This window comes from Streptomyces sp. S6 (genome assembly GCF_054880855.1).
The window spans coordinates 1-16,547 of the sequence record NZ_JBTYMC010000147.1; the positions used below are offsets into that span (position 1 = coordinate 1).

Genomic DNA, 16,547 nt, shown 5'->3' on the forward strand with positions numbered 1-16,547 from the left:
CGAGGGCGCGGTCCTGTTCAACGCCCACGCCTCCACCCTGTGGGCCCGCTTCACCACCTACCTGCGCCGCGAGATCGCCGCCGAGCTCGGCATGACCCAGAAGGCCGCCCGCGCGGTCCTGCGGGTCTCCTTCGCCAAGGTCGCCGAGTACCAGCAGCGCGGCCTGGTCCACTTCCACGCCGTCATCCGCCTCGACGGCCCGGACGGCACCATTCAGCCCCCGCCGCCGTACGCCACCGTTGCCGTGCTCTCCGATGCCGTACGAGTCCGTGTCACGGTCGAGTCGGATGCAGTCGGGGAACGCGAACTCGGCTGGGGTGAACAGCTCGACGTACGCGAAATCACGGCCTTCGGCACCGACGCCGAATTCACCGACCATGCGGTTGCGGCCTACGTGGCGAAGTACGCCACCAAGTCCGCCGACGCCTCCGGCGCCCTCGACCGCGCCCTGTACTGCCGCTCCTGCCAGGGACGCGGCGCCACCCTACTGCCCCACGGAACCCCGCTCCCCTGCACCGCCTGCGACGGCACCGGACAGGCCCGGCCCTTGCCCCGGCTCGCCGTCGCACGGCACGTGCGCCAGATGATCCGCACCTGCTGGGAGCTCGGCAGGCTGCCGGAGTTCGCCCACCTGAAGCTCTGGAAGTGGGCGCACATGCTCGGCTTCCGGGGCCACTTTTCCACCAAGTCCCGCAGCTACTCCACCACCCTCGGCGCGCTCCGCGAAACCCGCCGCACCTGGCGCACCGAACAGGCCCGCGCCCACGCCGGCCTGCCCGTCTCCGACTCGGACACCACCCTCGTCGTCGGCCACTGGGCCTACCTCGGCAGCGGCTACAGTCCCGGCGCCTCGCTGCTCGCCGCCGCCGTCTGGCACCGCAAGGAACTGGAACGCCGGTTCATCGCCGAAGGGGGCTGCTGATGACCGCCCACCGGCCCGCAGTGTCCCACGACGGGCCGATCACCCCGGAGGAGTTGCTGACGGTGCCGCAGGTCATGGCCCGCCTCCAGCTCGGCCGCTCCGCCGTCTACGACCTCCTCCGAACCCGACAGCTCGCCTCGATCACCCTCGGCCGCGCCCGCCGCATCCCCGCCCACGAGCTGGCCGACTTCATCCGCACCCGCCTCGACCAGGAAGCCGCCTGATGACCACGCCCCGCGACACCAGCCCCTCCCGCCGTACCCGCGCCAACGGCGACGGAACCGTCTACCAGCGCAAGGACGGCCGCTGGGAAGCCGCCGGATACGTCCTCGCCCCCGGCAACACCCGCCGCCGCGTCCGCGTCTACGGCACCACCCGCAAGGAAGCCCTGGCCAAGCTCACCGAGAAGATCTCCGCCAGCAACCGCGGCCTCCCCGTCCCCTCCGCGCAGGGCAGCGTGGCCGCGTACCTGACGTACTGGCTCAACGGCGTCGCCGTCCACCACCTTCGAGAGAACACCTACACCCGCTACACCGCCTGCGTCCACCGGTACCTCATCCCTGGCCTCGGCAAGAAGAAGCTCACCAAGCTCACCGCCAAGGACGTCCGTACCTGGCTCGACCAGCTCCGCACCACCTGCCAGTGCTGCACGCGCGGCATCGACGCCCGGCGCGACCAGCTCCGCTGCTGCGCCGCCGGCCAGTGCTGCCACAAGCTGCTCTCCCCGCTGACGCTCACCTACATCCACTCCGTACTCAAGTCCGCCCTGGAGCACGCCGTCCGCGAAGAGGAAATCCCACGCAACGTCGCCCGCAACGTCCGCACCGGCACTCCACGGCCCCGACGCTTCGAACCCCTCACCGCCGACGAAGCCCGCCAGCTCCTCGCTGCCACACGCGGCCACCGGTTGCACGCCCTGTTCGAACTCGCCCTCCACACCGGACTCCGCAAGGGCGAACTCCTCGGCCTGCGCTGGGAAGACCTCGACCTCGACGCGGGCACCGCTACTATCCGCCGCACCTTGCAGCGCACCAACACAGGCGGACTCACCACGCTGCCCACCAAGACCCGGGCCTCCGAGCGCCGCATCGCCCTTCCCACCCGCTGCCTCCAGTCGCTGAAGCTCCACCACGAGCGGCAGCAGCGCGAGCGTGAGGCCGCGGGCGCAGCGTGGCAGCACGACGGTTACGTGTTCACCACGGTGCAGGGCGGGCCGGTCGACCCGACCAACCTCAGCCGCGCCTTCACCACACTCCTCCGCAAGGCCGGCCTCCGCCGCATCCGCTTCCACGACCTCCGCCACTCGACCGCCACCCTGCTCCTGGAACAGGGCGTCGAACTCGTCGTCATCAAGGAACTCCTCGGCCACGCCCACATCGGCGTCACCGCCACCGTCTACGCCCAGGGGCCGTTGCGTGATCGCGTTTCGTCCGAAGTGCCGTGCTGGCCCTTCCTTGGAGGGGACGTCCCGGTTCGGGCGGGGGTGGACGCAGTGCAGGCACGGTCTCAGTGATCATGTGAGTGTCGAAGTCCCATGAACACCTGGCGAGTCCGTGCCTGCTCCTGCATCTTCTCCCATGCCCACTCCGCTGGCCCAACTGGGCCGGACTGCCGCGCCGGTCCCGCTGGCGGACGCGGTCGCACTGTCCGGCTTCCTGGACCTGGTGCCCGACCCGCGAGGCGTCCGTGGCCGCCGCTACCGGTTGTCCGCCCTGGTCGCCGCGGCCGCGGCGAGTGTCCTGGCCGGTGCGCGTTCGCTCACCGCAATCACGGAATGGATCAGCGACGTCCCGGCGTGGGCCTGCCGGGTTCTCGGCTTCCCCACCGACCCGCTCTCCGGCACCGTGTCCGTCCCGCACCCCCACACCCTGCGCCGTCTGCTCGTCCAGCTCGACGGCGACGCCCTGGACCGGGCGATCGGCGACTTCCTCACCGCCCGCGCCGCCCCGGCCGGTCCCGGACTGCGGGCGATCGCTGTTGACGGCAAGGCCCTGCGCGGCTCGCACACCCACGTCACCGGGCACATCACCTTGCTCGCCGCGATGGACCACACCGGCAACGTCCTGGCCCAGCGCCAGGTCGCCGACAAGAGCAACGAGATCCCCGCCTTCCGGCCCTTGCTGGACAGCGTCGACCTGACCGGCACGGTCATCACCGCCGACGCGCTGCACACCCAGCACGCCCACGGCACATACCTCCGCGAGCGCGGTGCCCACTACATCGCCCAGGTCAAGGCCAACCATCCTGGTCTCTTCGACAGGGTCCGCCGCCTGCCATGGCGCGAGATCACGCTCGACCACCACGACCGCACACGGGCCCACCACCGCCTGGAGATCCGGCGGCTGAAGACCGCCGTCTTCGCCCACCTCGACTACCCCGACGCCCGCCAGGCCCTGCAAGTCGTGCGCTGGAGGAAGGACTTCACCACCGGCAGGCTCACCATCGAGCGCGTCTACCTGGTCACCAGCCTGCCGCCCGGCGCGGCCACCGGCGCCGAGCTCGCCGACTGGATCAGAGGGCACTGGAAGATCGAAAACCTTCTGCACCACGTCCGCGACCGCACGTTCCGCGAGGACGACTCCAAAATCCATGCCGGCCATCTCCCGCGCATCATGGCCGGCCTGCGCAACCTCGCCATCGGCGTCCACCGCCAGGACGGCCACACCAACATCGCCGCCGCCCTACGCCACACCGCCCGCGACTGGCGAAGGCCCCTGACCGCCCTCGGCATCACCGGATGAAACCGGACAGACGTCGATCATGCAAAGGACCCTGCGTCTACGCCCACGTGAGGCTCCGCCTCCAGCGCGACGCCATCGACACCCTCAGCACCGCCCTCGATGTCTCCCCAGGTACGGTCTCCGTCCGCTGACGTTGCCGTCAAATACTGCCGTCACCCTGCGCAGAAGCCCCGCCGGAACCGGCGGGGCTTCCCGTATGCCATCACGTGCTTGACGGTTGGGGATCGAACTGGTTCAGCTTCGGCTACCGCTCCCAGAGACCCAGTCGACTAGCTTCTCGAACTCTGCCTCCAACCGGCCGACATGCACGTCGGACAAATGTCTCTCGCGGGGGGAAGCGTTGACGTCGTAGTCAATAGCCGACACCTGAACCTCGCCTGATTCCCAGACCGTCAGGTAGAACCCTCTTCCCCCTCTCTCCATGTAGACCCCGAATGATTTCTTTTCCGTGCGCTCCGGAGACTCGAACAACTCAAGCGCGAATCCGGATCCTTCAAGCTTAGGACGCGCCTCATCGACTAGTGCCTTGAGGGCATCAAGCAGGGGTTCTTTCATTTTCTGTCGACAATCCTGAGGTTCTCGAATGAAGGCATCTCCGGCGGCGGAAGTCCACGCTTGGCGTTTAGCTTCGCGTAAATCGGATGCTGAGGCCCGGGTATCTGAGCCCACCCAGGTTCACCGGCAGGCTTCAGGCAAGAGCACGGCACATCGAACTCAACGTAGATCGATCCTGGCGCAGCTTGCTTCCGATAGGCATCAGAGTTGGCGGGATTCGCTACGTAAGTTGAAGTACCGCCACTTCCCGCCTGCACCTTTCCGGTGTCGCGCATCGCTTGATACTCATCTTCCGACATCCATCGACCCACGGTGCAGTTGCTGTTGTGAACGAGTACCGGCGTCTTGCCCGCCAGCACATAGTACGTGTGCAGGTCGTTGACGGTGAGGTTGTATGTCCGGGTCTGCTTGGTGAACCCCCTGTTCCCGGCGACGATGACGGTGGAGCCGTCGTCCGTGCGCAGGGTCATCCCCGGCTTGAGCTCTCCTGCCGGCACCCAGTCACCCTCGGAAGGAGACCAGAAGGGGTGCTCATGGGTGGCGGTGAGGTGTTCGATGCCGTCCGGAGTGGCTATGGAGAGTTCGTTGAAGTACTTATCGCCTTCGGTACGGATGAGGCGGGTGACTTCACGGGGGCCGGTTTCACCAGTTTTCGGGTCGGTCGCCAGGACCTTGTCGCCGAGTTCTACTTCCTCGATGTCCTTGGTCTTGCCGTCGGCCATGAGGACGTCGGTTCCGGCGAGGAAGCACTTGCACCCCATCCCTGCCATCCCGCTACGGCCAATCGCCCCGCCCCGCCCCAGACTGAGGGCTCCGACGAAATCGTTTCCCACCTCTATCGAACTTTCCCAAATTCGAGCATCCTCCTCACATTTATCCGTGTGGGAAAAACAGTAAGTGGCGGCAATCTCCTTCGCCCCTACCACGTCATGCGAATTTTTGAGGAAATACGCATACGCATTAGCGCAAGCGAGGCGGCCGAAGCAAACGGTTTCGGGAGTTCCAAATATGTTGGTCTGGGGATACCAGTAACCACCTTGAGTGGCCTGAAGCTTATTGCTCCCGAAAAGGTAGTACTGCGATGACGCCTTGCGAGCATCGTTGGTTGATGGAGTTGTCGCCGCAACCCAGTCACCGTGAGTACCACTGCCCGTCCCATTAGCCGTGTTCCCTGAGCCGCATTTCCAGTAGCAGCCATCAGAACCGGTTCCGCCGGGCGGGATGCCCGGGGTCGGGCTCCGTGGGCCGCTGGGGCCTCCGTCGGTGCGGGGTTCGTGGTGGCCGGTGCCGTCGTCGAGCCACAGGCCGGTGGGGTCGCTGAAGGTGACGGGGTTGTTGGCGGCGTAGCTGTAGCCGTTGAGGGTCTGGGGGTTGGCGGGGTCGAGGACGGGGTCGAGGCTGAGGAACTGGCCGATGGCGGGGTCGTATTGGCGGGCGCCGATGTGGGTGAGGCCGGTGGTGGTGTCGCGGGTGTTGCCGAGGAAGCCCTTGTCGTTGGGCCAGGGCCCGAAGACGGGGGTGCCGCGGTCGGCGCCGAAGGGGTTGGTGTAGCGCTTGGTGAAGGTCTGGGCGGTGTCGGGGTTGAGGACGAGGGAGGAGGTGCCGTGGTGGTCACCGGTGAGGTAGGTGAGTTTGTCGGTGCCGGACTCGTTCGAGCGCAGGGCGGCTGTCACCGAGCCCGCGGAGTAGGTGCGCTGTGCCCAGACGGTGCCGTTGGCGCGGAGGTGGAGTTCGGTGGCGCCGGCGTAGAGGACGCGTTCGCCGTTCTGGGTGGCGCGGATGAGGAGGGTGTTGTCGGCGGTGTAGAGGTAGTCGGTCGAGAGGCTGTTCTCGGTGAGTTTGTTGAGCTTGCCCTCGGGAGACCAGGTCAGAGTCTGGGCTGCGCTCTTCCCCGGCCGTTGCACCGTGTTGCCGGTCGCGTCGTACGCGTACGTCTTCTGCGGGGTGGCGCAGTCGGTGCCCGTCGTGGTGCCGGTGAGGGTGTGGGGCTGGGCCGTCTTCGTGTAGCAGTAGGTGGTCTTCGCGTCGCCGGTGCTCTTGTGGACGGTCTCGCTGGTGCGCTGGCCGGCCGTGTTGTAGGCGTAGCTCGACCAGTAGGGGGCCGGGCCCGACAGGTTGGCCGCACTGCGGTTGTCCGTGCAGTTCTGTGAGGTCGGGGTCCAGGCTTCGGTGAGGCGCTGGTGGCCGTCGTAGGCGAAGCACTGGGTGTCGGCGGTGCTGGAGCCGCCCAGGAGGGTCGGGTCGCTGATCTTGGTGACGTTGCCGGTCTGGTCGTAGGTGTAGTTGAGGTCCTGCAGCATGTACGGGTGGGTCTGGTCCGTGACGTTGCTGCGGGTCAGGCGGCCGGTGCCCTCCTCGTAGACGTTGGTGACGTAGGAGTTCTTCAGGTCCGGGGCACCGGTGCCCAGGGTCAGTTGCTGGGGCTGGGCCGTCGCCGAGTAGGAGACGTCCCGGAGGTAGCCGGTGGCGCCGCCGATGGATTTGACGTTGCCCAGGCCGTCGTAGCCGTAGCCGATGATCTCGGACGGCAGGCCACCGAGGGCGGGTTCCCTGGTCTGCTGGAGGGTGCCGTCGAGGTTGTAGTACGACTCGAAGGTGAGTTTGGCGGGCTGCTTCGCCGTCACGAACGGGTCGGTGGCCGGGAGTTGGAGGTCCGTGCTGGTGGCGCGGCCGAGGGTGTCGTACGCGGTGACCGTCTGGGTGTACGCGGTGCCCGTCTTGCCGCCCGCGTAGCGGGTGGAGGAGGTGGGCGAGCCCTTCAGGAGGGTGTCGTAGGTGTAGGCGGTGAGCTGGTTGGCGTCGGTCTTGGTGTTCTTCCAGGTGCCGGTGACGCGGCCCAGTTCGTCGTAGCCCGTGAGGGTCGACGTGTTCGTGGAGTCCGTCGATTTCACGGGGCGGTCGAGGGCGTCGAACTCGGCCGTCGACGTGCCCTTGTCCGGGTCGGAGACCTTGGCCTGGCGGCCGAACAGGTCGTAGGTGTACGTCCAGGCCGTGCTGTCGGGGCCGGTGAACGTCTTCTGCTTGCCGTCGAGTTCGTAGGCCGTCTTCGTCGTGGTGTACGAGGCTCCCGGGCTCGTTCCGTACGCCGCGTCGGCCGGGCTGGTACCGGTGTAGGTACGGGTCTCCGTCGCCTGGCCGCGTACGTCGGTGATCACGCGCTTCGCGGAACCGCCGTCGAGTGCGGTCGTGGCGACCGAGTCACCGGTGTAACTCGTCGCCGTGGACCACTTCTTGACGCCGAAGACGTACAGGCTGCTGGTGGTGGGACGGCCCGCGCCGTCGAACACGGTCTGTGTCTGGACGGGTGAACCGCCGTACTCGACGCGCTTGTAGACGCCGTCAGGTGTGGCGGCGGATTCGAAGGCTTCGGCGTACGACTCGTAGGCGAGGCCGCGCGTGTCGTAGCGCGTGTCGGTCAGCATCCGGCCGCCCTGCGGGGTCGGCGACTGGGTCTGGAGAGGGCGCAGGAGGGCGTCGTAGAGGGTGTAGCCGGTGTTGTAGGTGTCGCCGTCCCGCTTCAGGGTCGAGGTGGAGACCCAGGAGGGGGTGCCGGTGTTGAGTTTGTAGTCGAACTTGTAGCTCGGGACCTGGCTGCTGCTGGCCCGGTTGGGCAGCCACACCTGGGTGAGGCGGCCGAGGGCGTCGTACGTGCTCTCCGTCTTCTTGGAGTTGGGGTCGTACACGCGCAGGGCGAGTCCGCGGCGCGGGTCGAGGAAGCTGGTCGTCTTGTACTGCTTCGCGTCGGCCGTGATCGTCCGGGTCAGCGGGCCCGCGTCGGCGGGGGTGTAGGCGATGGTGCTGGCCGGGTTCGCGGACGCGTCGCTGACCGTGACGGGACGGCCCAGGGTGTCGTACGTGGTGGCGGAGAGTTTCTGCCAGCCGGAGGGGGCGCGGTCACCCGTGGCGGCGTAGCCGGTGGCGCGGCCGGTCCAGGTCGGCAGGCCCTTCGTGGGCGTCTGGTTGGCGGACCAGGTGGTCGCGTTCGCCGTGTCGTAGACGGTGGCGACGTCGGACAGGACGTCACCGCGCGCGGGAGCGGTCGGGCTCATGGACGCGGGGAGATTGAGCTTCGTCTCGGCCGTGGCGCAGGAACTGCCCACCGTGCGGGCCCGGGAGACGAGGGACGTGAAGTCCCCGCCGCGCGCGTACCAGGTGCGGGAGCAGGTCTCGTCGTTGTCCTTGGCCGCGTCGCCGGAGTCCTCGACGGTGACCGGCATGCCGTAGCTGTCGAACGTCGTGGCTGTCCGGTGCGTCCGCCAGGTCTGGGGAACCGTCAAGTAGGTGTAGGAGTACGTTTTTTCGGTACGGATATATCGGGCGACGTGGGGTGCCGCGTCGGGGGCGGTCTGGGTGGCGGTCTGCTTCGACCACGGGTCGTTCGCCGCTGCCGAGACAGCGGTGCTGCCGTCGTAGGTGACCTGCTGGCGCAGCTGGCCGGCGAATTCGTTCGTGTCGGGGAACGACGCTATGCCCAGGGCCGGGGCCGGCAGCGGTGCGAGGGAGACGGACCTGGTGGTGCCGTCCTTCTTCTTGTCTCCGTCCATGCCCTGGAAGTAGAGGGACACGGTGCGCGAGCGGGTGACGCTGGTCGCGCCGCTCCAGGCGGTCACCTGGCGGTAGCCGCGCCAGTCCGACCAGGTCCGCTCGTCCTTCGGGGTGAACGGGTCGTCGCTGTGGTGCCAGGCGGCGCCGCTGTAGGAGTAGGCGTGCTCGACGGCCTCGTTGTTCGCGGCCGGGTCGGAGACGGTCACGGCCAGGACCCGGTACTTGTGGAACCAGTCGATCGAAGCGTTCTCGGCGCCGTTGATGTGCCAGAACTGGGGATAGCAGGAGCGGGTGTTGGTGTCCGGGGCGGCGTTCAGGACCTCGCTGCGGACGCACTCCTGGCCCGAGAGGGTGACGCGGGTGATCGCGCCGGTCTCCGAGGTGATGGTGGAGATGCGCGGCCGGAACAGCGGGAGGATGTGCTCGTCATGGCCGGCGACCCGGTTGGGCAGCATTCCGTACGTGAAGCTGATCGGAGTGAGCCCGATCTCCGTGTCGCCCGCCTTGCCGGTCCGCTTGAGGGACATCAGGGAGAGGATCCGGTCGGAGGGGTCTGCCAGGTTACCGGCCTGCAAATACTGCCCGGCGAAGTCCCAGGAGTCCACGGCGTCGTAGCCGGCCGAGGCGGCGTTGTACGAGAACGTGTTGATGCCGGTGAGGCGCTTGCGGGAGAAGAACGCGGGCCCGGCCGAGTTGCACTCGTCGTCGTCCTTCGAGCAGATCGCGTCGAAGGGGACGTCCGGCCAGCTGTCGGCGGTGTCCTTGGTCAGGCTGGAGCAGTCCTTGTCGGTGCAGCGTTCGGCGTAGTCGAAGGTGACCTTGGCGTCGGCCTTGTCGGTGAACAGCGCGCCGGCGCGCAGGCCGTACTCGATGCGGTTGAGGTGACCGCCGCGGGTGTAGAAGGAGCTGGCCTTCGTCGACTTGTTCTTCTTGTAGTAGTTCGACTCCTTCGTGTACCAGTACGTGGCCGCGTTGCCCCGGGGGTCCTCGACGTAGTCGAGGTTCCAGCGCCAGCCCTGCACCAGCGCACGGTCCGCGAAGGCGCTCCCCTTGTCGTAGCCGGGCTCCTTCTCGTCGTCGCCGAACACCGCGACGGTGGCGACCGAGTTGGTGCGTTCGGTGTCGGCGCCGGACAGCTTGTTGAGGCCGAACTCGTAGGTGGTGCCGTCGCCGGTGACGACGGTCCAGTGCTCGCCGTCGCTGTCGCCGTTGTCCGCGCCGAGGGTGCGCGTCACCTTGGAGGCGTCGTCGTTCTCCATGCGCCAGACGCTGGTCTTGTCGTCGTCGGAGACCTTGACCAGTCGGCTGGACTTGCCGTTCAGGACCAGGCGGGCGTTGTCGTACTTCCAGCACAGGTCGTGGACGTCGTCGTGGCCGTCCTTGTCGCAGGAGCCGTAGGTGCGCTCGATGTAGGACTCGGTGAGGTTGAAGCCCTCACCGACCGAGGTGCCCTGGTTGTTGGTGGTCGAGGTACGGCCGTCCACACTGCCGGAGTCGTACGACAGCGCCAGCGGCGGCACCGGACCCGCGGCGGCGGGCGGGAGGGTGAAGTCGTACGACCAGGTGAACGATCCCGAGTTGCCGCCGGCCTGCCAGGACGAGGACTCCGACAGAGGGGTCGCGGAGTAGTCGCCGCCGCCCTTGGGGGACGCGCCGGAACCGGCCGCGGCGGCGGTGACCGCGAGGACGGTGGCCGTCGCGGCGGCGCCCGCCAACTGTGTGGACGTCCCGCCCGGGGTGGCGGCGAGGCGTACCTTCGCCGAGACCGTCCGGTCGGCGGTGTCGTTGTCGGACGGGAGCGGGGTCTGGGTACGGCACTGGGGCTTCTGCGGCGTCGTCAGCACACAGGCCGGCAACTGCACCATGTGCAGGCGCTGCGACCAGTTGCCGCCGAACGCCGAGGCGAAGTCGCCGTAGGCCACGCCGACTTCGGTGTTCGCGGCGGTGTCGGACTCGGCGGTCAGCAGGACGCCGATGATCCCCGCGTCACGAGCTGCCTTCTGGTCGAGGACCGTGACGCGGGCCTTGCCGTCCGTCGAGGGCGCCAGGGTGACCGGGAGTCCGCTCGGTTCGGCGCTCGTCTCCTTGCCCCGGGTGAGGGTGAGAGTCGCCTCGCCCTTTCCGGGCCAGGTGGTCTTCCGCTCCGCACGGGCTCGCTCGGCCTGCGCCTCGTTGGCCTTCGTGTCCTCGGCGACCTTGCGGCGGGCCTCCTTCGCACCGGGGCCGTCGAAGTCCTTGAACTTGCCCTGCCTGGTCTTGGACACGTCCGGGCGCCCCAGACCCTGCGGACCGGCCGCCTGCGCGACCTGCGCGATACCCAGTGGCATGACGAGCGCCAGTGCCAGCGACTGCCCGAGCAGCCTGCCGGTGCGGCGTCTTCCCCCGCCCCGTTTTCTTGAAGTGCCTACGCCAAAGCCCATTGTCCCTGTCCCCACCCAGTTGTCCTGAAAAAGCCGTCGATGCGGTCGTGTGTCTACGGCACTCCGCCGGTGGGGACAGCCTCGGCAGTCAGCTGTCCCCACCGGCCTGCGGTCAGTCGCCCACGGTCTCTTCGATCTGCTTGAAGCCGCCCATCGCCCCGGCCCACAGCCGGACCTCGGCGATGTGACCGGGCACGTAGTGCTGCCACTTACCGCCCGTGAACCCCTTGCCGACCGCGAAGTCACCGGAGCCGACCTGGGCGGTGAACTCCTTGGCATCGTCGTTCTGGACAGCGCCGAGGTAGAGACTGATCGTGCCGTCGGAGGCGTTGTGGACGCCGGTCAGCCGGACCCTGCTGTCCAGGGCGGCGCTCTCCGTGGAGTCGACCGTGGTGAACGTCTTGCCGTCCGCACTGAGACGGCCAAAGCGCCAGAAGCCGACGGGGACGGTCTTCTCCGCCGCCGCTTCCTCGTTCCACACGGTTTCCTTGCCGGTCACCTCGTACCAGAAGCCCCAGGACGATCCGTCCGCGGTGCGCTGTCCGAACACCTGGCCCTTGTAGCCGACGCCCTTCTTCAGAAGTTCGTCGCCGTCGAGCGCGACGAGGGTCGTGGCCGTGAACGATCCGGAGTCGTCGACCACCGGACCCGGCGTCGTCGCCGCCGACTCGGGGCTGCCCAGCACGATGGACTCGCCCTCCAGCTTCGCGCCGCCACTCAGCGTCAACGGCCTGCCGTAGCCCGACGTCGTGTCCGCGACGGTCGTGCCACTTCCCCGGGCCGCCGACCAGTCCGCCACCAGTTCGGCCCCGTTGAAATCCTCGCTGATCTTCAGCAGCGCCTCGTCCGCGATCTGCTCGTCCGTCAGCGCCGACTGCCAGGTCGCGACCTCGTCGACGGAACCGGGGAAGTAGTCGGTGTAGGTCTCACGCCACAGCGCCCGACCGACCTGCAGCGGCCCGGTCGCGGCCCAGGACGGCGCCACCGGATCGCTGCCCTGCAGCTTGCCGTTGACATACAGCCTGATCTCCTTGGCCGTCGCGTCGTACACCATCGCCAGGTGGGTCCACGCCCCGGCGACCGCCGGCTGCTTGGCCACCACCGTCTGCTGGCTGATGTTGCCGTTCGCGTCGTCGGTCGGTGACGTGCGGACCGTCCAGGTGCCCGCCGCGCTCTGGTAGGAGAGGTAGAAGCCGCTGTAGTAGGTGCCTTGCTGCGCGAGCACGGTCTTGTTGCCGACGGGCAGACCGTTCAGCCGCGCCCAGGCCGACACCGTGTACGAAGCCCGCGTGTCGACGACCGGAGCAGTGGTCGCCGCATAGCCTGCGGAGCCGTCCAGGGACAGCCCCTTGTCGGTGACCGGGGTATTCAGCACGGCACCCGTCGCGTCACGCGTCAGAGTCCCGCGCCGACCCCGGTCGTCCCGTACCGCACCACCACCGAGCACCGCGTTCTGGGCACCGCCGTCCACAGTGACCGTGTCCACCGCGACGCCGCTGGCCTCACCGAAGTTCCAACGCCCCGTCCGCTGGTCGTCGTTGCTGACCAGGAAGTCGACCTGGTTGGTCGCACCGGTACGCCCGCTGCCCACGTTGTCCTTGGCCCGCACCTGGAAGGTGAACGTCCCCGAACGCTTCGGCACCAGGCTCACCTTGGCCGTCGAGCCACTCGCCGTGGACCACGTGCTCGCAGTGGAGAGCTTGTACTCGTAGGAGGCCACCTTCGAGTCTTCCTTCTCGTTCGGCGCCAGCGTGAACGTCACCGCCTGGTCCGGACGGCCGTTCGCCACGCAGGAGTTGGGGAGGCACTCGGTGTAGGGGGCGCCGATCGCGATCCGCGGAGGCTTCGGCGCCGTCGTGTCGACCTTGAAATAGCAGTACGCAGTCGTCTCGGGGCTCATCAGGTAGCTGGCGCCGTTGTTGTAGTACGACCAGGTCCAGGCGTGGTAGCGGTACAGGGTGCCGTCGGTCAGCTTCGACCACTTCAGCGCGACGGTGGCGTTGTCGGCCGCGTATCCCGTCGAGGGACGCAGCGAACCGTTGCCCGCCGTCGTGTCCGACCAGGTGCCGTTGCTGTTCTGGTGGTCCAGGTCGAAGAAGATCCGCAGCTGCGCGTCCTTCTCGCCTCCCGGCTTGGTCTGCGCCGCGGCCCGCAGCAACGGCTCGGGGTCGGAGACGACCGCCGGCTTCTTGCTGTCCTTCTCGCACGCCGTGCCCGAACCCGTGGCCAGGCCCACGCCCGTCGGCCTGTCCGGGAGCCCCACGAAGTCGACGGCGAGCGTCGCGTCGTTCTTGAACCGCTTCCACGCCGACGGGTCCGACTCGTCGTGCGCCCGGATCTCCAGCGTCAGCCGGGAGAACTTCCCCGCCGCGAAGTCCGCGACCGTGGGCGTCAGGTTCTGCCACGACTTCTTCGGGTCGTCGTTGAACTGGATCTGCGCGTTGGGGGAATCCGGGTCGCACAGGGACCCGCGTCCGGCGGACACGTTCGCGTCCACCATCCAGTCCCGCTCCTTGGGACGCGTCCCCCAGGTCGTGGCGGAGGAGATGTTGTCGGTGCGGACCAGGTCCACCACACGCGGGGAGCACTGGAACGCCCACGGCTCGGTGATCCGGAACGTGGCGTCCAGGACCTTCTTGCCCTTCAGGCTGTCCGGAGCGAACTCGAAGTACAGCTTCTGCACATACCCCGGGCCGCAGTAATACCCGCTCCAGACACCGCACTTGCCGGCACCCTTGCCCTGTCCGTCGTCCCCGTTGTCCCACCCGTACGACTCATAGCCGTCGCTGCGCAGGAGCGTGCGCTCCGACTCACCCCAGGAGACGACCGGGTCGATGAAAATGGGGAACGCGGACTTCTTGGTCCCGGTCAGCATGCCGGCGTCCGGGACGACCGACAGCGAGTCCTCGGCGACCTCCACATTCATGCGGGCCACCGTGTCACCCTGACCGGGCGCGCGGCCCGAACCCGACGGCGCCTTCTCCGAGGGGTCGGACGGGTCACCAGTGCCGGACGCGGCCGACCGCACCGCCATGAACTGGGTCTGCGTTCCCGACGCGGAACCGGCCGAGTCCCACATCCGGGCGGGCGGCGACCTGAACACCGTACGGCCACTGTCGTCGACCGCCATGAGGTTGCCGGACACGCCCTCATGAACGTCCAGGCCCTCGGACTTCATGCCGAACGTGAGCTTCCTGACCGCATCGCTCGCCGCCGCCTCGGGTGTCTTGACCACGAACACCGGCTGGAAACTCTCGGGAGTGACCGTCACCTTCAGGTCGACGCCCGACAGCACATCGGCGTACACAGCGCTCGCGCCGTCCAGCCGAGGAGCCGGAAGCGCACCCGGCCACCGCAGCTCCAGCGACCTGCCCTCGTCCTCGATCCGGGCCAGCGCGGCCTTGTCGCCCCCGGCCGAGAGCGCCATCCGCACGGCAGCCGCCTTCGGCGCCACCGAACCGTCGGCGCGCTTCTCCAGCGTCGCGTCCGGCGCCGTCCAGCCCCCACCGGACTTCGCCACACGCACCGGTACGGCCGACTCCTCCAACGTGAAGGTGTACCCGTCGGGGTTGGCGAAAACCGTCGTCCGCTCGGTCCGCTCGCCCAGCACCTCCACACGCCGGCCCGACTCCTGGGCCTCCGCCAGCGCCGCCTGCCCTTCGCTCGACGCGGCCTGACCGTCCGTCGCGGACGCGGATGCCTGTGGCACGGGGAACACTGCCACGGTCAGGGCCATGCCAACAGCGAGCGCAGCACCCACCCCTGTTCGCCGCCTACGTCTCAGACGCCCGGCCGTGCTCCTGCTTCCCCACCCGAACTGCATGAAACGCCGCCCCCAGGATCAACAAGATTCACAAAAAGTAAGCACATTCAAACCACACCCTTACCTTCCGTCAAGGAATATTTACCGTCCGCAAAGCCGGCCGGCCGCCGAGCCCGAGGAGCACAGCACGGCAATGTCGCGCAGGACAAGATGGCGGCGAAACTCCTTGGGCACCCCTCGGGCCTTGTCCCCGAGGGGTGGACAACTGTTCGTGTCGTTATGCGGCGAGTGTCAGGGTAGCTGACTGTTGTTCGTAGACGTTCGGTGCCTGTTGTCCGTTCGCCGAGTGCCGTCGGCGGGTGTTGTAGCGCGTGGTCCAGCGGAAGACGGCCAGGCGGCAGGCGTGGGCCCCGTCGAAGCGGCGGGCGCCGCGGAGCGTCTCGCGTTTGAGGGCTGCATTGAAGCTTTCGGCGAGCGCGTTGTCCGCGCTCGTGCCGACCGCGCCCATGGACTGTCGCACCCCCAACTCGGCGCAGGCTTCGGCGAATTCGCGGGAGGTGTACTGGGCTCCGTGGTCGCTGTGGAAGACGGCTTTGGCCAGGCTGCCGCGGGTCGCCGCGGCGGCCCGGAGTGCGTCGGTGACCAGTGAGGTGCGCATGTGGTCGGCGACCGACCAGCCGACCAGGCGGCGCGAGAAGCAGTCGATCACCGTTGCCAGGTACAGGAACTCGCCGTCGCCCACCGGCAGGTAGGTGATGTCCCCGACGTATTTCGCGTTCGGGGCGCTCGCGGTGAAGTCGCGCCGCAGCAGGTCCGCCACCTTGGTGGCGGACGGTTCGGGCACGGTGGTGACCTGCCGCTTGCGCAGCCTCAGCCCGGCGATGCCGAACTTGCGCATGACCCGTCCGACGCGCTTGTGGTTCACCGGCTCGCCGTCGTCGCGCAGCTCGGCGGTGATCCGGGGGCGGCCGTAGGTGCCGTCCCACTCGGCGCGCACGGCCCTGATCCGCCCGGCGAGCGCGGCGTCGGCCTGCTCGCGCTCGACGCGGGCCGCGCGGCCGGCCCGCCATTTGTAGAAGCTGGAGCGGGCGACCTCCAGCACCTGGCACAACCGCTTCACGCTCCAGGCGTGGTGGTGGTCCTCGACGAACTGGAAGCGGCTGGTCACCAGGTCGTCTCTTGTGCGAAAAACTTCGTGGCCCTGCGCAGGATGTCACGCTCGGTGGCCAGTTTCTGCATCTCCTTGCGTACCGTCGCCAGCTCGCGGCGCAGGGCCTCGTTCTCGGCCTGGAGCTTTTCGGCCGTCGACGGGGAATCCACCGTGTTTCTCTCCGTGTTCGTACTCGTCGTGCTGCCCCCGCCGCGGCGGGCCCGTTCGGCCTGTACCCAGTTGCGCAGCGTCTCCCGGCTGATGCCCAGGTCCTTGCCGATGCCCTCGAAGGTGTGGCTCGGGTCCGACAGGTACAGCGCGACGGCGTCCGCCTTGAACTCGGGCGAGTAGACCTTCATCACCATAAAAGATGCCTCCTACCCGGCCCCTCCCGGGGCCGGCTCAGAGGTGTCCACCACCCGGGGACAAGTCCCCTCCAACCTCATCGAAC

Annotated in this window: 8 protein-coding genes; 4 read left to right on the top strand and 4 right to left on the bottom strand. The window is 68.2% G+C overall.

Annotation, left to right across the window (positions count from 1 at the left end):
* The 4 genes from ACVNF4_RS20625 to ACVNF4_RS20640 all read left to right on the top strand — a co-directional run.
* Positions 1 to 922, top strand: a 922-nt coding sequence (locus ACVNF4_RS20625; protein ID WP_461804323.1) for a replication initiator, incomplete at its 5' end; no start/stop codon positions are given.
* On the top strand, positions 922 to 1,146 hold the full coding sequence (locus ACVNF4_RS20630; RefSeq protein ID WP_461804324.1) for a helix-turn-helix domain-containing protein: 225 nt from the start codon (positions 922 to 924) through the stop codon (positions 1,144 to 1,146). The genes ACVNF4_RS20625 and ACVNF4_RS20630, both read left to right, overlap by 1 nt.
* Positions 1,146 to 2,435, top strand: a complete 1,290-nt coding sequence (locus ACVNF4_RS20635) for a tyrosine-type recombinase/integrase (RefSeq protein ID WP_461804325.1) — start codon at positions 1,146 to 1,148, stop codon at positions 2,433 to 2,435. Before ACVNF4_RS20630 ends, ACVNF4_RS20635 begins: the two co-directional genes overlap by 1 nt.
* Before the next feature lie 64 nt (positions 2,436 to 2,499).
* Positions 2,500 to 3,663 (top strand): ISAs1 family transposase, encoded by a 1,164-nt coding sequence (locus tag ACVNF4_RS20640; protein ID WP_461804326.1) that lies wholly within the window; start codon positions 2,500 to 2,502, stop codon positions 3,661 to 3,663.
* Positions 3,664 to 3,897: 234 nt separating this feature from the next.
* Here the strand turns inward: ACVNF4_RS20640 and ACVNF4_RS20645 are convergent, their stop codons facing one another.
* From ACVNF4_RS20645 to ACVNF4_RS20660, 4 genes are all read right to left on the bottom strand, one after another.
* On the bottom strand, positions 3,898 to 4,218 hold the full coding sequence (locus ACVNF4_RS20645; protein WP_454606189.1) for a hypothetical protein: 321 nt from the start codon (positions 4,216 to 4,218) through the stop codon (positions 3,898 to 3,900).
* Positions 4,215 to 11,090, bottom strand: coding sequence for a TreTu family toxin (locus tag ACVNF4_RS20650; protein ID WP_461804327.1), 6,876 nt, complete (start codon positions 11,088 to 11,090; stop codon positions 4,215 to 4,217). Before ACVNF4_RS20650 ends, ACVNF4_RS20645 begins: the two co-directional genes overlap by 4 nt.
* Before the next feature lie 205 nt (positions 11,091 to 11,295).
* The gene (locus ACVNF4_RS20655; protein ID WP_461804328.1) at positions 11,296 to 14,919 is read right to left on the bottom strand and encodes a laminin G domain-containing protein; all 3,624 of its coding nucleotides are present in this window, start codon (positions 14,917 to 14,919) and stop codon (positions 11,296 to 11,298) included.
* 304 nt (positions 14,920 to 15,223) lie between these two features.
* Positions 15,224 to 16,461 (bottom strand): IS3 family transposase gene (locus ACVNF4_RS20660; protein ID WP_461804329.1). Its coding sequence is split into 2 segments (ribosomal slippage): positions 15,224 to 16,129 and positions 16,132 to 16,461, totalling 1,236 coding nucleotides; the frame shifts between segments, so codons are not numbered across the junction.
* Between the last annotated feature and the right edge of the window lie 86 nt (positions 16,462 to 16,547).